General features: G+C 69.1%; 15 protein-coding genes and 3 pseudogenes. 5 read left to right on the top strand and 13 right to left on the bottom strand.

What is annotated here, in order from left to right:
* Nucleotides 1–784 precede the first annotated feature (784 nt).
* The 3 genes from E2E34_RS06815 (at nt 785) to E2E34_RS06825 (ending at nt 4,963) form a co-directional block, all read left to right on the top strand.
* Nucleotides 785–1,381 (top strand): RNA polymerase sigma factor, encoded by a 597-nt coding sequence (locus E2E34_RS06815; protein WP_138901017.1) that lies wholly within the window; start codon nt 785–787, stop codon nt 1,379–1,381.
* Complete coding sequence (locus E2E34_RS06820) at nt 1,378–2,355, top strand: CU044_5270 family protein (RefSeq protein ID WP_138901018.1); 978 nt, start codon at nt 1,378–1,380, stop codon at nt 2,353–2,355. Before E2E34_RS06815 ends, E2E34_RS06820 begins: the two co-directional genes overlap by 4 nt.
* 436 nt (nt 2,356–2,791) lie before the next feature.
* On the top strand, nt 2,792–4,963 hold the full coding sequence (locus E2E34_RS06825; protein WP_138901019.1) for a TerD family protein: 2,172 nt from the start codon (nt 2,792–2,794) through the stop codon (nt 4,961–4,963).
* Nucleotides 4,964–5,076: 113 nt separating this feature from the next.
* On the opposite strand, the pseudogene E2E34_RS36250 reads toward E2E34_RS06825, so the two are convergent.
* From E2E34_RS36250 to E2E34_RS06845, 4 genes and pseudogenes are all read right to left on the bottom strand, one after another.
* Nucleotides 5,077–5,187: pseudogene (locus E2E34_RS36250) on the bottom strand (fructosamine kinase family protein); the annotation flags it as partial.
* Between the two features lie 158 nt (nt 5,188–5,345).
* Nucleotides 5,346–5,501, bottom strand: a pseudogene (locus E2E34_RS36255) (IS5/IS1182 family transposase); the annotation flags it as partial.
* A 303-nt stretch (nt 5,502–5,804) separates the two neighbouring features.
* Nucleotides 5,805–6,437, bottom strand: coding sequence for a DUF4232 domain-containing protein (locus E2E34_RS06840; RefSeq protein WP_138901020.1), 633 nt, complete (start codon nt 6,435–6,437; stop codon nt 5,805–5,807).
* Nucleotides 6,438–6,539: 102 nt separating this feature from the next.
* Nucleotides 6,540–7,007 carry a VOC family protein gene (locus E2E34_RS06845; RefSeq protein WP_208765167.1) on the bottom strand — a complete coding sequence of 156 codons (468 nt, stop codon included), beginning with the start codon at nt 7,005–7,007 and terminating at the stop codon, nt 6,540–6,542.
* 137 nt (nt 7,008–7,144) lie between these two features.
* On the opposite strand from E2E34_RS06845, the gene E2E34_RS06850 reads away from it, so the two are divergent.
* Both E2E34_RS06850 and E2E34_RS36260 read left to right on the top strand, forming a co-directional pair.
* Entirely contained in the window at nt 7,145–8,518 is a 1,374-nt protein-coding gene (locus tag E2E34_RS06850) for a cytochrome P450 (RefSeq protein ID WP_138901021.1), read from the top strand.
* Between the two features lie 103 nt (nt 8,519–8,621).
* Nucleotides 8,622–8,858, top strand: a pseudogene (locus E2E34_RS36260) (IS481 family transposase); the annotation flags it as partial.
* Nucleotides 8,859–8,982: 124 nt separating this feature from the next.
* Here E2E34_RS36260 and E2E34_RS06860 read toward each other — a convergent pair.
* The 9 genes from E2E34_RS06860 to E2E34_RS06900 all read right to left on the bottom strand — a co-directional run bounded on the left by E2E34_RS06860 (nt 8,983) and on the right by E2E34_RS06900 (nt 17,492).
* Nucleotides 8,983–9,267 (bottom strand): hypothetical protein, encoded by a 285-nt coding sequence (locus tag E2E34_RS06860; RefSeq protein ID WP_138901022.1) that lies wholly within the window; start codon nt 9,265–9,267, stop codon nt 8,983–8,985.
* Between the two features lie 34 nt (nt 9,268–9,301).
* Nucleotides 9,302–9,868: a hypothetical protein gene (locus E2E34_RS06865; protein WP_138901023.1), complete on the bottom strand. Its 567-nt coding sequence runs from the start codon at nt 9,866–9,868 to the stop codon at nt 9,302–9,304.
* A gap of 167 nt (nt 9,869–10,035) precedes the next feature.
* Nucleotides 10,036–11,028 carry an AraC-like ligand-binding domain-containing protein gene (locus tag E2E34_RS06870; RefSeq protein WP_244315543.1) on the bottom strand — a complete coding sequence of 331 codons (993 nt, stop codon included), beginning with the start codon at nt 11,026–11,028 and terminating at the stop codon, nt 10,036–10,038.
* Between the two features lie 891 nt (nt 11,029–11,919).
* A complete protein-coding gene (locus E2E34_RS35885; RefSeq protein ID WP_208765168.1) occupies nt 11,920–12,081 on the bottom strand; it encodes a hypothetical protein in 162 nt (53 codons plus the stop codon).
* Between the two features lie 511 nt (nt 12,082–12,592).
* On the bottom strand, nt 12,593–13,855 hold the full coding sequence (locus tag E2E34_RS06880; RefSeq protein ID WP_138901024.1) for an ABC transporter permease: 1,263 nt from the start codon (nt 13,853–13,855) through the stop codon (nt 12,593–12,595).
* On the bottom strand, nt 13,849–14,562 hold the full coding sequence (locus E2E34_RS06885) for an ABC transporter ATP-binding protein (protein WP_138901025.1): 714 nt from the start codon (nt 14,560–14,562) through the stop codon (nt 13,849–13,851). Before E2E34_RS06885 ends, E2E34_RS06880 begins: the two co-directional genes overlap by 7 nt.
* Complete coding sequence (locus tag E2E34_RS06890) at nt 14,559–16,100, bottom strand: peptidoglycan-binding protein (RefSeq protein WP_138901026.1); 1,542 nt, start codon at nt 16,098–16,100, stop codon at nt 14,559–14,561. The genes E2E34_RS06885 and E2E34_RS06890 overlap by 4 nt, the downstream gene beginning before the upstream one ends.
* Complete coding sequence (locus E2E34_RS06895; protein WP_138901027.1) at nt 16,101–17,072, bottom strand: hypothetical protein; 972 nt, start codon at nt 17,070–17,072, stop codon at nt 16,101–16,103.
* A 9-nt stretch (nt 17,073–17,081) separates the two neighbouring features.
* Nucleotides 17,082–17,492 carry a hypothetical protein gene (locus E2E34_RS06900; RefSeq protein ID WP_244315544.1) on the bottom strand — a complete coding sequence of 137 codons (411 nt, stop codon included), beginning with the start codon at nt 17,490–17,492 and terminating at the stop codon, nt 17,082–17,084.
* Between the last annotated feature and the right edge of the window lie 11 nt (nt 17,493–17,503).

A 17,503-nucleotide genomic window follows, 5' to 3' on the forward strand; every position in this document is an offset into this window, starting at 1 on the left:
GGCCGTACAACACCCCCGACCCCGCCACCTTCTACGGCGGCGACGAACGTGGCTACACCGACTACCCCACCCTCACCGCCTGACCTATCGACGAGCGGGGGGAACGCTCAGCGGCCCGCGCGACTCCTCCCCCATGCGCAGCTCGGACGCCCCTCGTTCGTGGTGGTGGAAGATCCCTGCCCCACATGCCCGGGACGGGTGTGCTGAGAAAGGTGCAACCCATGGCATTGCCTGTCTTGTTGGGGGCCCGCGTCGGCCCCCTGCGCGCGGGCAGTGCGCACCACCGGCCGTCGGGTGCGCGTGGCTCGGTACAGGATGCGCACCCGGCGGCCGGAGGCAGCAGGATCAGCGCCCATATAACCGGTTGCGGTGGACGTGCGCCTCAAACCCGGCTCAACGAGCGATCACGCCATCACAAACGGCGTCGAATTCGACGCCCTGTTGAGGGAGGGTCCGGCTGTACGTCTGCGAGGTGGTGGCGTGTGGTGAGACGCGGTAGTGGGCTTGGTGCCCCTGCTGGCTGCATGCCCTGTGACGGACTGGGAGAAAGGCCAGTTGGCCCCTTGCCACCCGGCCCGGAGCATCGAAGCGGCGTGCGTGGTCAAGGGCCTGGGGCGAGCAGGGGCGCCGACTGCGCTACGGGAGGCCGCGTAAGTGCGTCGCCTTGGGGCGAGGGCGTGAACCCATTCGTCGCCTTGTGGCGAGTACTGGGTGTGAATACCCACCATCCTGACACCCACCGACCCCACCGACCCCACCGACCCCACCGACGGACGGACTGTCCATGACCGACCTGGCCGGCGGCGACGCCGAGCTCATCGCGGCCTCTTTGGAGGAGCCCGAGCGTTTCGCAGCGCTCTTCGACCGTCACGCACCGGCGATCCACCAGTACGTCACCCGGCGGCTGGGCCGGGACGCAGCCGACGACGTCACCGCGGAGACGTTCTTGACGGCCTTCCGGATACGGGCCCGGTTCGATGCGGCCCGGGCCGGCGTGCGGCCCTGGTTGTACGGCATCGCCGCCAAGGAGATCGGCCGGCACCGCCGCCAGGAGATGAAGGCGCTGAAACTGCTCGCCCGCACCGGCCACGACCCCATCGCCGACAGTTGGACCGACTCCGCTGACGACCGTCTTGCCGCCGAGGCCGCCGTCCGCCCCCTGGCCGGGGCGCTGGCCCGACTCTCCACAGGCGACCGGCACGTCCTGCTGCTGTTCGCCTGGGCTGACCTCAGCTACCAGGAGATCGCGGAGGCCCTCGACATTCCCGTCGGAACTGTCCGCTCCCGTCTTAACCGCGCCCGCCGCAAGCTGCGCCCCGCGACCGGCCAAGGCGGCCCCCCTCTCGTCGAAGCTCGCGTACACGAAGGTGACCCCGCATGAACGAGCTCTTTGAACTCTGCGGCCTGCGCGCCGACGCACCCCTTCCCGACACCGACCGGCTCGCCGCGCCGCGAGCCCGCCTCACCGCGGCGATCCACCAGGACACCCGTCGCGGACGCGCCGCCCTTCCCCAGCGCCGGATAATCCTGACCGGCGCCGCCACCGCAGGGGCCCTCGCCGTGACCGCCGGGATCATCACGGCTCTGCCCGCAGACAGCTCCGGCGCCTCCGCGCCGAAGGGCCCTCAAGTACTGTCGGCACGCGCCTCCGCTCACACGCTCGAACTGGCCGCCGCGACCGTCGAGAAGCACGACGGGACCGAACCTGGCCCGAAGCAGTGGGTGTACGAGAAGGCAACCGACTTCGGCCAGGACAAGCCGCGAACCGTGGAGGAGTGGACCCGCTGGGACGGCACCGGGCACGCCAATCTGCCCGGCATTCCCCCGGCCGGTGACATCTCGGACTTCGACCCGGACAAGCTCCAGGTCTGGTACGGCCCCAACCAGGAGCAGAAATGGAAGAAGGAGGGCTACGACGACCGCTCTCAGCGGCAGTTCTACCGCTTCCTTGACACCCTGCCGAGCGACCCCGACCGCATGATGAAGCGCATCCGCGAGGAACCTGCCATCGGTGACATCAAGGGGGAGACGCGCGCACAGCGCGACTGGCGGGAGATCGACGTGCTTTACCGGTCGGTCCTGATCCCACCCAAGGTCCAAGCGGGCTTGTTCCGAGCGCTCGCGAAGATCCCCGGCGCCCGGGTGACGACCGGTATGAAGGACCCGCTCGGCCGTGAGGCGATCAGCGTGAGCGTGAACTACGCCAAGAAGATCCCGTCGGGCTGGCGGGGCAAGCAGGAGATCTTCTTCGATCCCGAGAGCTACGCCTACCTCGGGACGAGCAAGGCCGACGGGCTCGTCACCAGCGCCCGCGACGCCTGGGGCGTCGTCGACAAGCCCGGCGCCCGCCCCTGAGCACCCGCGAGAAGCACCCGGTACGGGGTTCGGACTCATGCCTCCGGCGTGCCGGACCTCGCATCGGGCTGGGAGCGGCCCGAGCCGTAGCCCTTCGCTGTCCGGCGTCGGTTTCGCTGCCTGCCGCAGTGACTGCGGCTGGCTCGCTTGCGGGCGACGGGGTTGTCGGCGGAGGACGCGCCGACCTCGCGGCGCGGAGTGTATCCGAACTAAGCCTTCCTCGGCCTCGCCGTCTGGCCGATCACACACCGGCACGTCCGACGGCGCCCTTGTCAGGACCTCTTGCGACAGCCCGCCGGAGTCCGGTCAGAGAACATCAGCCGGCTGAGGTACGAGGGCGGCAGCTCGGTCGCGGGTGGCAGGTGTGATCACGGCGTCGGAGTGCGTACAAAAAACTCTTGTGCGCTGGCTTGCACACCTCTGCGATCATCCCCGAATGGCGCACAGTTTCGAATCGCTGGTCATCCGGCACACCCACCGCCTCTCCTCCCCCAAGGGCTCCGCCGGGGAAGGAGCCACCGCCGCACGGCAGTTCGACGCGGCGCTGGCATCCGTGGGCTTCAAGCTCTCGGCGGAGCTGCTGGAGCGGCTGTCGGGGCTGTCCGAGGCGGCGGTCGTGCACACCGCCAAGCGGACGCTGCGCACCGTGAGCGAGATGGCGGGCGACCACGTCCGGCACAACGCGTACTTCATCGACTTCCCGGCGAACGTGCCGGACACCGAAGAGTTCTGGATGCGGTGTGTGGCGAAGGCGCTTGGTGACGACAGGTCGCGCGAGAACGTGCTGAAGCAGCTGGCGCACGGGGTGCTGGACCTGCTCAGCCTTCCCACGTACGGCCGGTACCAGCACACTTACGAGGAGATGCTCGCGGCGCAGGACGAGCTGATCGCCTCGGCGGGTGACCGGGTGACCGTCCTGCACCTCGGGCGGGACCTGGACGACGAACTCACGGACCTGTACCTGGCCTTGGCGGGCAGCACGACCCCGCTGGGCGAGGACGACCTGCGCGATCTCAAGGCCCTCGCCGAGCGGTGCGCGCTCGGCCCCCAGCCGGAGTCGATCCCAGTACGGGAGAACCGGGCGGTCGTCAACGAGGCCCGTCTCGGCGTCGGCGCGGTCCTCCTCCTCGACACCGTCACAGACGTGCTGCGGCTGGCCTGCGCACTGTCGGGCGGTGACGTGACGCTCAGGGAGCCGACCCGGTTCCGGGCGCTGTCACGGCCGGTCCGCCGTGCGCTGCTCGCGGGGCTCGACGCCGTGGTCGCGGCGAACCCCGCCAAGCTCGCCGATGTGCACGCGCATCGTGAGCCCTTCAAGCGGCTTGGCGAGCGTCTCCACCCGCATGAGTACCCGCGGTGGCCGCATGCCGCCGATGTCTTCGCCGTCGCTCGGGGCGAGAAGGAGGCGCGGTCCTTCGAGGGCCGTGTCGAGAAGCTGCTCGACGAGTTCGACGTTCTCGGTGCGGTGCAGCTGCTGAAGTCCGTTCCCGGCAAGCTGTTCCGCGCCCTGGACCTCCTGCTGCGCATCGCCGCGGACCAGGAGGAACGGGACGCGGTGGTGGCCGCCGCGGTGCAGGTCGCTCCCGACGTCTCCGGCCGGGTCGTGCTCTCGGTGCGCGAGCACCTCCACAACCGGGAGCGGGAGACCGGCGAACCCCGCATCTTCGTCAACCGCCGGGGCCGCGCCTGGGTCACCCCCGACGTCCGGCCGCCGGTACCGGCTGCCGACCGCGACCGTCTGATCGCCGCCCTTGACGCCGAGATGCTCCGTCGGCTCCCGGCGCCCGACCGGCTGCTGATCGACCCCGACGTCCTGGACGTGGCACTCCCGCTCAGCGGCAGGGCGACCGCGGCCGGAATCGGCGTACTGCCGCGAGGGTCGGTCTCGGCGGTCGACGGCGAACAACTGCGCTTCTTCGTGTACTGGAAGGAGACCGAGGGCCGAACAGACTACGACCTCTCGGCGCTGCTTCTCCACTCCGACTACAGCACCGACTCCTGGCTCTCCTACACGTCCCTCAAGGCAGTCGGGGGCAAGCACTCGGGCGACATCACCGAGGCGCCCGAGGGGGCGTCGGAGTTCATCAACCTCTCCCTGGAGCGGGTGCGCAGCACATTCATCGTGCCGCAGGTCAACATCTACGCCGGCGAAAGCTTCGAGGAAGTCGAGGAGTCCTTCTTCGGCTTCATGCTGCGCGACGCTGAGCAGAAGGGACGGCCGTTCGAGCCGCGCACGGTGCGGATGAAGTCGGAGCTGCGCGGAGTGGGCCGGGTGGCGCTGCCGCTGGTGTTCCGGCGCGGGAACGACGGCCGGTGGCGCGCGAAGTGGCTGCACCTGTATCTGAAGGGCATCTCCTCGGCCAACCAGGTCGAGGAGAACCAGGTGTCGGTGTCCAAGGTGGTGCGCGCCCTCGTGGAGCGCGAGCAGCTGTCCGTGGGGTACTTGATCGGCTTGATGTCCCGCCCCACCACGGCCGTGGACTTGTGGGACGGCGAGCCGGTCCCGGACGGGCCCGTGATGTACATCGGTCTCGAACGTCCCGAGGGCCTGCACCCGGACTCCCGGGTCATCACCCTCGAGAATCTGCGCGACTTGATCCCGGGCTGAGTGCTAGCGTTGCCCATGGCGAGGCCATGAAGGGGCTTCCTTCTCAATTCCCTTTCTGAAACAAGTTCCTTCGCTTTCCTCGTCCTCGACGTCGCCCCGGGCGGTGCCCGCGCTCACCGCGCGAGCGCCGCCCGAGCCGTTGCGAGGGCCCATTCCGCGTAGCCACGGCCAAAGAGCACAGCGTGCACCAGCAGCTGGTGTCCGCCCTGTCGAGGGCTCCGTCCTCGACGGGCCCCGGCCTCCCCTCCGCGCCCTCTCCAGGGCGAGGCACTCCTTGAGCTTTTCCATCCTCACTCTGAGCTGGCCAGATGCAGAGTGAGGACGGCCTGGACGAGGGGTGATCCCTGTGGTCGAGCAGCGGAGCTTGCGGAGGAGTCGCCAGCAGGGCTGGTAATGCCCACAGCAGTCGGCCGAAGGGGTCGGCGATGACTTGCACGTTCATCCCGTGTTTCTTGTGCTTGCCAGAGCAGAACGGCCGGTCCACGGCGATGCGGTCGATCGGCAGGAGCGTGCCATCCAGGAGGACGAATTCCTTCGCTGAAGCAGTCCGCACCGCGTTAGTACCGCAACCGTGTCCGTCCGCTACGAGGCGACTGTGCTGCTTGCAACCATCAACGAATGGCTGTGACCGGTAGGTCGTGTCCGGAAAGTAACGCCGTCTGCCCGCAGGGCAGAGCCCGCGGCGTCTGGTGCGTGCGATCGCAAGGCGGAGGGTCGCCCTCGTACCGGGCGTACGTGGGTGACCCCGACAACGCGGCGTGGGGGCACCTCCCGTGCCCGAAGGGCTACGGGAGGGGACGTGCCAGGCGTCGCGCGCCAGGCACGGCTTTCCGGACACGGCCTACAGGCTGAGGGCGTCCTCGGCGTTGCTCAGCCACGCCGTGACGGCGTTCCGGGACGAGACGTACAGGCCGGGTGTCGACGCCTTGAGCGGAACCTGCTCGAGGTCGGACGCGGTGTTCATGGTCATCGCGATCGAGTGGACGGTCCGGCCCGTGCCGTCGTTCGTGCTGCCCATGAGCCCCGCGTACGCCGACTCGCCCGGCTTCAGCCTGATGTCGGTGCCGGGATGCGTCTCCGCACGCTCCGTCGCCGCGCCGTCCGGATCCCCGAAGGTCACGATCGGGTAGTCCAGGACCTTGCACGGCTTGCCGCTCTTGTTGGTGATCTTCAGCAGGTAGCTGCTCGTGGTGCGCTCCGCGAGCGTCGCGGTGAACGTCAGGTCGTAGGTGCTGCACGGAAAGACTGCGAAGTCGGGGTCGGACGACGGCGTGGCCGACGGGGGTGCCGGCTTCGGGAACGGCGTGGCCGACGGTGCCGGCCCGGCGGGCGGCGTGGACGACGGGGCGACCGTCTTCGGCGGAGTCACCGAGGGCGGGGCCTCCTCGGGCCCGCAGGCCGTGAGCCCCAGTGCGGACACGGCGGCGAGGATGAAGGCGGTTCTGCGGACCCCGTGGCGGACGTGACGGTTCATCGGTTCTCCCCCGAGTGCGACATGCGTGTGCCGACAGGGCACAAGCGTCTCGCCCGAGCTTCACGATTCGGTGCCCGTGCCTTCCCGAATCCACCACGGAAGTCACACCACGCAGAACTCGTTCCCCTCCGGGTCCTGGAGCACCACCGCGTAATAGTCCATCCCCTCCGGCTCGTCCATCGTGTAGAGGATCGACGCGCCCAGTGCCGTCAGCCGGGCGACCTCTCCGTCCACCCGCTCGCGCCGGAGGGCGAGCGGGGCCTCCCGGCCGCCGCCGACCTTCAGGTCCAGATGCACCCGGTTCTTGACCGTCTTCGGCTCCGGGACCTGCTGGAACCAGATCCGCGGCCCGACCCCCTGCGGGTCCACGACGGACTCGGGCAGCTCCCCGGCCCCGTCGGCCAGTTCCTCCGCCGGGACGCCGATCGACTCCCAGTACGCCCGCCAGGTCGCGTGACCCTCCGGTGGCGGCTGCGGTACATAGCGCAGGGCCTCCGCCCAGAAGAGGACGAGCCTCTGGGGATCGGCACAGTCGATGGTGATCTGCAGGGTCATGTCGATGGGCTCCATGGGGACGAGCCTGCCAGGCGCCACCGACAATCGAGCCAACTACCCGGATCCGGCCCGGTGTTCGTCCGAGGCTACCGGTGAGTCACCCGGTGCGGGACAATCACCGGGCCGGTGACGATCAAGGGGGCAACGCACATATGGCAACCACCAGTACGATTCCGGGCCCGGCGGGGCTACCGCTGCTCGGCTCGATGTTCGACCTCAAGAACGACTCCCTCGGCACGTTCCTGAACTCCCAGCGCGCACACGGGGACGTCGTCCGGATCACCGCCGGACCGCCCGGCATGCGCGCCGTCGTCTACGGCGTCTTCTCCGCCGAAGGGGCCCAGCAGATCCTGGCTACCGAGTCCGCCAACTTCCGCAAGGACAACCACTTCTACCAAGAAGTCCGCGAGTCCTTCGGCAACGGACTGCTGACCAGCCAGGACGAGGACTACCTGCGCCAGCGCAGGCTCGCCCAGCCGCTCTTCACCCGTCGGCGCGTCGACAGCTACGCCGAGGCCATCGCCGCCGAGGTGGAAGGCGTCACCTCGAAATGGTGCACCGCGGCGGACTCAACCGTCGACGTCCTAGACGAGATGACACGACTCGCCCTGCGCGCCGTCGCCCGCATCCTCTTCGGCACGGACGTCGAAGCGGCCGTCGAGATCGTCGAGCGCGCCTTCCCGGTCATGGGCGACTACGTCCTGCGCCGCGGGTTCTCGCCCGTCAACATCCCCCGCGACTGGCCCACCCCCGGCAACCGCCGCGCCGCAGCCGCGCACGAGGAGCTGTACGCCGTCTGCGACCGGATCATCGCCGAGCGACGGGCGGCCGGGCAGGACGCCGGGGGCGGCGGCGGACAGGACCTGCTGTCCCTCCTCGCCGAGGCCGAGAGCGCCGAGGACGGCAGCTTCGACGCCTCCGAACTGCGCGAACAGGTTCTCGTCTTCCTGCTCGCCGGACACGAGACGACCGCCACCTCCCTCGGCTTCGCCCTCCACCTGCTCGCCCTCCACCCGGAGCAGCGCAAGCGGGCCCACGAGGAGGTCGACCGCGTCCTGGCCGGCCGTACCCCCAGCGCCGCCGACCTCGAGGCCCTGCCCTACGTGACCCAGGTGCTCAAGGAGGCCATGCGGCTCTTCCCGGCCGCACCGCTCATCGGCCGCCGGGCGGTAGCCGCCACCGAGATCGGCGGCCACACCATCCCCGCCGGCGCCGACGTGATCGTCGCCCCCTGGGTCACCCACCGGCACCCCGCGTACTGGGAGGACGCGGAGCGGTTCGACCCCGAGCGCTTCACCCCCGAAGCCGAGGCGGGCCGCCCCCGCTACGCCTGGTTCCCCTTCGGCGGCGGCCCGCGCGCCTGCATCGGGCAGCACTTCTCGATGCTGGAGTCCGTGATCGCGCTGGCGATGATCCTCCAGAAGTACGACCTGGAGGCGATCGACACGGAGGTGCCGGTCAGCTCCGCGATCACCCTCCGGGCGACCGGCCCGGCACGCTGCCGCGTCCGGCCCCGTACCGCCTAGGTGTATTGATCACGAACGTTGTTAACAGTGGTGGTCTTGATCATGGCGAAGACCTCCGATGTGGTGGAGGTGTCTAGGCTCCACACCACACACGGAGGTCTTCGTGTCCCACCGTGATGCCCGGCTGACGGTTCACGGCAGGCGGCTACTGATCGAGCGTGTCCTCGCGGGCCGGCCCGTCGCGCACGTTGCCGCGGAGATGCGCCGGCGCCGCGCCGAGGACCCCGGCGTGCCGGTCAAGCGCCTGCTCGAGGAAATCCGTGGTGACCAGCGACTTACTTCGGGTGGCGGTCTGCCGCCGGATCTTCGCCGGGGCGCCGGCCGTGGACGCCTCGGCCCTGGTGCCTTCGGCGCCGCGCCGGGCGCAGCGCCACTGGGATCGGCTGGCCGGTGAGGGCGTAGCCGATGTGGCCGGGCAGGTGCAGGTCAGAGTGGCCTTGGAGGAACTGCAAGGATCACGAGTTCTAGTCGGAGAGCGTCGCGGTGAGGTCGAGGGCGTCGGCAAGGTGTCTGGTCACGGAGTCGTCGCAGCGGGTCTTTGGGAAGTTGAAGTAGAAGGAGTGCGCCCAGCCGGGGACAAGTCGCCAGGGCTTGTTCCCCCGCACCGGGACGTCATGAACTCCGCTGATGAACAGTCGCCCCAGCGGCCCGCCGAACCAGTCACCCAGGAATCCGCAGAATGAGGGGATGTAGGGGAAGTACAGATTCGTCCAGCGCACGACGGCGAAGGGTGACCAGTTGTTGAGCACGGCCGTGCCGTTCCAACTGTAGGAGAGCGGTGTGTCACCAACCCGAGTTCCTCCTGCGGGAGGGGCGGGCAGGTGACGATCTCGCGGCGGGCGACGCGTGCCTCGCCATGTTCTTCGTGTAGAGCCGCTCGGCGAACCACATAGGCGTGCCGCAGCTGATGAAGTCAGTGATCCGCCACGGGCTCCCCTGGGAGCGAAGGTCGGTCCACAGCCCCCACTGCGCCTCGCGGTAGACGGTCGTCTCACCCGGGGTGGGGGGCCGCGTCTCTTTTCTCCCGGGCATCGCGGCGGCCGCCACTTCAAGCGTGAGCAGCGACGGCGAGCCCGGGGCGAGGGCATTCCTGGTCATGCCCCAGAACGTGGCGATTCCCTCGTAAGCGATGTAGGCCCCCAAACTGTGCGCGCCGACGATCACTCGCTCATACCGGGGCCCGCCGCCGATCTCCGCCTGGTGCAGCCGCCGCAACAACTCCACCATCCCCTCGCGGATGTCCCGCCGCACCGCGTACGACCGGGGCGAGGTGTCGAGATAGCGCACGACGCCAACAAAACTGTTGGTGATGAACGAGGCCCCGAACCGGGTGGCGAGAAAGAGCAGCACCACACCGAAGGTGCCCGTCCCCAGCACGGTGAACGCGATGTTCAGGACATTCTCAACAGCCGACTTCTTGTCTTCGAAGGGAATATCGAGGACGAAGATCCCCCAGCCCGCCTGGGTGCATGCCCCCTGTGGCTGCGCTCACGTCGGGGTCTTCAGCAGCAGTGAATCTAGGCTTCAGCGGCGCGCGGTGGTGTGCCTGACGTGCAGGGTTTCTGTGCTCTGCGCGCCGTGAGGAGCAGGGAGAGCGCACGGTGTTCAGTAGGGGTGATCCCATAGGTTTCACGGAATGCCCGGCTGAACGCGGTGGCGCTGGAGAAGCCCCAGCGAGCCGCGATCGCTTGAACGGGCTGACCGCTCACTTCCCGGGATGCGAGGTCGGCATGGGCGCGCTCCAGCCGGCTTTGACGGATGCGTGCCGCGATGCCCAGGTCTTGGTCGCCGAAGAGGGCGTAGAGGCCCCGCAGGGACAGGTTGTGCCGGTCAGCGATCACCTGAGGCGTCAGTTGCGGGTCACCGAGGTTGTTCTCGATGAAACGGTAGATCCGCTGGCGTGTCTCTTGCGCACGGGCCTCGGCAGGCGCCTCGCCAGGGTCACCGAGCTGCTGAGCGAGAAACGCTGTGGCCAATTCGAGGGCGATGGAACCCATGGCTCGCAGCTCCTGGGGGCGACAGCGTGGTCCATGTCTGAGTAGCGTTCTCAGGAAGTCGGCGAGGATTGCCCCTGACCCCGCATCCGCAGCCATGCTCTGTGCGAGGAGGCGGTCCATCCGGTCTGGGCGCAGCGCCAGGGCCGGGCGGGGAATCTGGAGCACGACCGTCTCGACCTGCCCGCCTATGGAGGTCCCCTCGCTCGGTCGTGAGGTGTCTGTGAGCACGAGTCCCCCTGCGACCACCGATTCGCTGCTCCGCTGGGTGATCTTGAAGGCGCCTTGTGTGATGAGGGCCAGCTGCAAGTGCTCGGGATCGCCACGCCGAACATGGGCCAAGGTGCGGCGCGACAGCACCGGTGAGCAAGCCACGGCGGACAACCGCACTACACCGAGATCCAGGTCCGAGATGCTGGCGCGGAAGTCGGTAGTGCGCCGGGTGCTGAGCATGACAGGCATCACTTCGCTGGACACTGTCTCGCAAAACCAGTCGAACCTGTCTTCACACGCCACGACAGCATCCGACGCAACTGGCAACCCCACAAGATCCCCCGCACGCTAGATGTGGCAGCGAACCAGCCCATTGCTGGTTGTCGCACAGCCGTGCTCCGCCCTCACCGCCACATGAACGATTATCAGACACACGCTTCCGGACACGTGCTCAGCCGGTTGTGGCAGTCGCCGACGAAGTCAGCTGACGCGGTGCTCTGGGTCACCGACCTCCTCCGCTGTCGACCGGTGCGCCGGGCGTGAGTACCGCATGAAGTTCCGCGCTGCCTCTGGATGATTTGGCCGAGCCGTTCACGTTCGCTGTCGATGGAGGCGGGATGCTGCAACTGGCTCCGCGCCGCAGCGGGCACGTAACGTGTGCTGGCGGTGGAGCGGTGCTGAACACTGATGCGATGAGCATTCGTGAGGAGTCCAGGCGGTGGGTGGTCAACAAAGTCAGCCACCAGTCGACCGGCTACTGCCTGGACGTCAGCTCATGGCCACCCCGTGCTGCCCGAGGCCCTGGATCGGATCGGGACCGGCTGGGCCTTGCCGCGCGCATCGTGGATGCGGTGGCTTCGGAGGGTGACGAGGGCCGGGCCAGGCGCTGGAGCCGGCCGGCCGAGCCGATGCGCTCCGGCTGACCGAGCAGCTGCGCGCCGCGATCAGCGAGGCGCGGTGGGCCGCCATGGTCTTGGCGGGGCGGGTGCGGGACGCTCATCAAGCGCGGGTAAGGGTCGCACTCGGGTACTCCGGGTGGGGCGCGTACGCGCAGGGTGAACTGGGGATAGGCTCGCCCCGCCGTACTGGTCTGAGCGAAGGGCCCCGGCAAAGTGCCCCTTGCCGGGCGTCCCGAGGTCGGCCATCCCGCCGGGACTCTTGCCGTGGCGGGTCAGGGCGTTGGGGGCACTGCGTTCAGCCACCAAGGACGACCAGGGCCGCGATCGCCGGGCCGAACGCGCCGCCGAGTTGGTAGCCCAGGTTGAAAAGACCGATCGCTGTCGGGTTCTGGGAAGCCGGCGCGCTTTGGCCGGCGAGCACCGCGAGCGTGGCCTGGCCCGCGCTCGTGGTCAACACGGCCGGCATGGCGACGGGCAGGAGCAGCGATGGCCAGGGGGCAGCAGAGCTGTGAGCGGCGCCAGGGCTCCGGTCGTGAGCAGGATGGCCAGGACGCGAGGGCGGCCCAGCCGGGCCGCGGCCACGGCCGGCGCCATGGAGAGCACCGAGCCGGCGAGCAGGGCTCTTCGTGGAACTCGTTGTCGCCGCGAGGATCACGAAGAGCGTGGCGGTCGCCCTCGCCGGCCGCTTGAGCATGGTGGCGGCGATACAACGTGGTCGGCCGCGGGAGTCGGGCATCCCGTCCGGCATCGGTTTGATCTCCTCACCCCCGGGTCCGAGCCAGGGCCCGGTTCAGCCGTCAGGAGACACGAGTAGTGACTGGCCACCCGCGTCTCCACAGTTTGGGCGAGGTTGTGCCAGATGTGCCACACAACCGCCTGCCGAGGAGCAGTAACAACGGCTACTCCCCCTACCTCGCACGGTCACCCACTGACGACCAACCACTGCCACCACCCCACCCTTTCACAGGTCAGCCGCGAAGGGCTTCGGCCGGTTGCACGGAGGACGCACGCCGGGCGGGATAGATCCCGGCCACGACGCCGGTCGCCAGACCGATGAACGGGGCAGTGGCCAGGGTCACCGGGTGCATGACCGGCGTCCAGTCCCTGATCAGCGCCACCACCAGGACGGCCAGCGTGCCGATGGCCGTACCGAGGAGTCCGCCGAACGCGCCCAGCGTGCCCGACTCGGCGAGGAACTGGGCGGTGACATGCCGCCTCTGAGCGCCGAGGGCACGGCGCAGGCCGATTTCCCCGGTGCGTTCCAGGACCGCCACGAGGGTGGTGTTGGCGATTCCGACCGCTCCGATGACCAGGCACACCCCGGCGAGCAGCAGAAACAGCTGCTCGAGGTCGGAGGTCACCGAGGTACGCAGGCTCTTCGGGTCCGGCGGCGGAACCGCCTTGAGGTACTCCGGGTGGTCAGGGCGCAGCGCCGTGGGGGCCTCCCCGGCCACCTGACGGGCGGCGCCTAGATCGGTGGCGATGAGCATTCTGCCGCCCTCGGTGGGCCGCCCCCACATCTCGACCGCGGTGGTCTGCGGTACGAGAACCGAGAGCAGTACGTCCGGCTGGCGCTGGACGTCCTCGACGATGCCGATGACCGTGAACGGCTGCCCCCCGATGAAGATCGCCGGTTTGGTCTCCAGCGTGGTGATCCCCAGCCGTGCGGCGATGCCCGAGCTGATCACGGTGACGCGCTGGCGGGCATCGGCGTGGAAGTCGTCGTACAGCCTGCCCTGGGAGAGCCGGGGTTCGGCCGCGCGCAGGGTGGCGGGAGCGGCGGCCACCACGCTGAGGGCTTCCCCTCCGGTGTGGCCCACCGGGGCGGCGGTGACGGCGAGTTCGGCGGCGCTGCGCCGGGGCTTCACCATCCACAGCACACCGGCGTGCCGCACCCCGTTGAGCCGCTCGACACGGTCCGTGGCGTCGTCCGGGAACGCCGCGCCCGCGAACTTGTCCTGCTCGTGGGCGATGTCCTCGACCGTCACCTCGGTCGCGGAGAGCACGTTGAAGCGGTCGTCGATCTGCGAGGAGGCGGTGGCGGTCAGGCCGAGCACCGCGACAAAGGCGCCGACGCCCAGGACCGTGCCGAGCATGGTGAGCGCGGAGCGCGCGGGGCGCTGCAGCATCCCGGCCAGTGCCTCGGCCAAGAGGTCCCGTGGCGCGAACAGGGAGCGACCGATGTCGGGCTGGGAGGAGGCGTCCCGTGGTTCTCCGATCCGGCTCAGCATGCGCCCACCTGCTCGCTCTCGCTCAGTGTGCCGTCCCGGATGGTGATGGTCCGCCGGCCACGGGCGGCCACGGCCAGGTCGTGGGTGATGAGGACGACCGTGATGCCCTCGGCGTTGAGGGTCTCCAGCAGCTGGAGCACCGCCTCGGCGTTGCCGGAGTCGAGGTTCCCCGTCGGCTCGTCGCACAGGAGCAACGAGGGCCGGGCGACCAGAGCCCGTGCGATGGCCACGCGCTGGCGTTCGCCGCCGGACATCCGGGTGGGCAGCGCGTCCGTCCGGTGGCCGAGGCCGACCCGGGCCAGCGCCTCGCTGGCCCGCTGGGGGCGCTCGCGGCGCGGGACACCGCCATAGACCATGGCGAGTTCGACGTTCTCGCGGGCGCTGCGGTGCGGCAGCAGGTGGAAGGCCTGGAAGACGAACCCGATACGGCGGCCGCGCAACGTGGTGCGCTCGGTGTCCTTGAGCCGGCCGGTGTCGATGCCGTCGAGCAGAAAGCTGCCCCTGGTGGGGGTGTCGAGGAGTCCGGCGATGTTCAGGAACGTTGACTTGCCCGATCCAGAGGGGCCGACGACGGTGATGAACTCGCCCTTGCGGACCACGAGGTCGCCGGGGCGGAACGCCTCCACGGGCGGCGGCCCCGGATAGGTGAGGCCGACCTGCCGGAATTCGATGACGGGCGGCTCGGACGGGGCCGGGGACGCGGTCATCCGGTGCCTCCCGGCGCGGCGTCGTCGGCCCGGACCCCGGTCACCACCCGGGCGCCCTCGCGGAGGGCCCCGCTGCCCAGGGGGGTGACTTCGACATGGCCGTCGCCGGTGGTGCCGGGCTTCACCCGGACCCGGCGCTGCTTGCCATCGTCCTCGAGCACGGTCACCACAGTGGCACCGTCGGCGCCCGCCGACACCGCCGAGACGGGTACGACCAGGACCTTGCCGCCGGTCGTGGCGGCCAGGACGGTCAGGCGGACGTTCTGCCCCGTCCATTCGGCCTCCAGCGGCCGGCCGGGTGTCACCACCATCAGATAGCCGTCCGCGTCGGCCTGCCCACCGGCCTGCCCAGCGGCCGGCTGCCCGTCCTGCGCGCCAGCATCGGTACGCGGCGTCGTACGCGTGGTGGCGATGGACCGTACGGAGGCGTTGGCGGTGGCGCCGTCGGCCTCCGAGAGAAGCTCCGCCTTCTGGTCCGGCCTGATCAGGCCCTTCTGGTGGTCGGGCACATAGGCGTGCACCACCAGGGGACCTGCGGCAACGGTCATCACGGTTCCCTGCACCTTCCCGCCGAGCCGTACGGGGAGATCCTGCACCCGGGCGGGGAAGCTTTCCAGGAACGTCACCTCGCCGGACGGGACCATGGGGCCGGAGGCCGCCTTCGCGGCGGCGAGACCCTCGCGCGCGGTGGCCAGGTCCTCCCGGGCTCGGTTGACCGCCTTGCGCAGCGGCTCCAGATCGCGACCATCGCCATCCGCTTCCGCGGCTGTCCCCGTGGTCGAACCTGTTGAGCTGGTCGAGCCCGTACCGGAGCCGGAGCTGGCCTCGGCGGTCTCAAATGCCTCCTTGGCGTCGTCCAGTTCTCGTTCAGCCGAGGTCACCTGTGTTTCGGCCGTGGTGACGGCGGCCGAGCCCTCGGCACCACCGACCTGGACGGGTTCGTACCCGGCCGCGTCGTACAGCTTGGTGACCGCCGCCTTCGTGCCCTCGCCGAAACGCCCCCGGTTGTCGGGGGAGGTGGAGTGGCCGAGCCGCTGGAGCGCGTCCTGGAGCTGGGCCACGTCACTGCCCTGGGCACCGGGCTTGAGGTCGCGATAGAGCGGAACAGTGCCCTGGAGCGCGATCACCGGACGGCCGGAGATCTCGACCAGCAGCCGACCCGCGCGTACCTCGTCCCCTGCCTTCAGCGGCAGCTTGGAGACCGTGGGACTGCCTCCATCGGCCGCACCGCCGCCGGGCGTGATCTCCACACTCTGGCCGGCGACCACGGTGCCGCGGAGGACCATCGAGGAGGTCAGCGCCCGGTACTCGACCAGAGTGGTGATCACGGACGGCGCGGGAGGCCGGGAGTCCGCCGCGGCCTGGGCGGGCGACTTGATCAGCAGGGAGGCTCCGAAGCCCGCCCCGGTGAGCGCGACCGCGCCCACCGCGATCAGGGCGAGCGAGCGGCGCCTGATCCGTACGCCGTCACCACCGTTACCTCCGTTACCGTGGGCCGCCTCGGCTGCGTCCACGAAGGGCTGTTCGTCGTTCTGCATTCAGTTCGCCAATGCCTCGTTCGCCGACTTGATGACCGCGCCCTGATCCTTCTTGATCTCGGCGAAACCGGCGGCATTCTGCTCGATGTAGTCGTTCTGGATCTGTGTTTCGGCGCGGACCAGCACGGTGGCGAGTTTCGTTTCCTGCTTGCACTTCACATCTGCCTTGGCCACGACCTTCTCCTCCGGTGAGGCGGAGTTCCCCTGGGCCGCGTACTTCTCGGCGGGCTGCAGGAAAGCGGTGTGCTGATAGCCAGACTTCTTCATGCAGGCCACCCATTCGTTCTGCGCCTTCTTGAACTCCGGCGTCTCCTGGGCCTTCCCGAAGGAGGAGTAGTCGATGCTGAGCAGCCCGATCTTGCCCTTCGCAGGGTCCTGCACCTTGTCGAGACCCAGTTTGCGGCCCGCCTCCCCGATGCAGCCGCCCTGGGGGATTTCCTTGCCCTGGTAACTGCCGCCCGCCCCCGTCTTGCCGCTCTTGGCGCCGTAGATTATGTAGGCCTCGGGCGGGAGCTTGGCCCCGCTGGACACCGCGCCTTCGGCGTGCTCCTTGTCGCCCGGCGACGGGATCACGTGATAGCCGTGCTCGGCGGCGATCTTCTCGCCGACCACGCCGTACCGACGGCTCACGACCTTGACCGGCTCGGCCTTTTTGACGGGCCAGTCGAAACCGAACCGCTTCATGCAGTCAGAAGCCAGGGTGGAGTGAGCGGTGTCGATCACCGCCTGTTGCTCGGGAGTGAAGAGGTAGGCGGACACCGGGAGGACGATGTCGGCCTCCGTGACGACATCCCGGACAGCGGAACTGCCACCGCCGGCACCGGCACCTTCCTGGCCGCCCTCCGAACAGCCGGTGAGCAGCAGCGTGCCGACCCCGGCGGCGATGACGAGACGCGTGTATTGCAAAGGAACCCCTGGATAGAGTGGATGTGCGCGGTGGGGCGGAATTGGCCTCCGCCCCACCGTGGTCATGAGCGACGATCAAAAGTTGTACGTGCTCCCCAGGCAGCTGTCGCCGAACCTGTGGGAGTTCATGTTGTCGTTGGCCTGCTTGGTGGAGGTGATGTAGATGCTCGCCATGTTCTTCACCCTGCCGTAGTCTGCGATCTTGAAGCAGGGACCGGCGTATCCGGAGTTGTAGAACACCGAGACCCTGGAGTCCGGGTCCATGTTGTTGATGGAGCTGACGTTGTCGGGGTGGTAGTCACCCTGGTAGACCGCGGGCTGGCCGCCGTAATAGGTGATCTGGGACCAGTTGGGACGGGAGCTGAAGTCGTCCCGAACCAATCCATTGAAGTCGCTGTCCGAGTGGAGACAGACGTTGTCCCAGGTGCAGTTGTAAGCCTGCGCGGGCGCGGCCATGGCGACTCCCGCGCCGAACAGAGATGCCACGGCAAGCAGCA

Origin of the sequence: Streptomyces albidochromogenes, from assembly GCF_005981925.1 — a bacterium.
Lineage (GTDB): Bacteria > Actinomycetota > Actinomycetes > Streptomycetales > Streptomycetaceae > Streptomyces > Streptomyces albidochromogenes.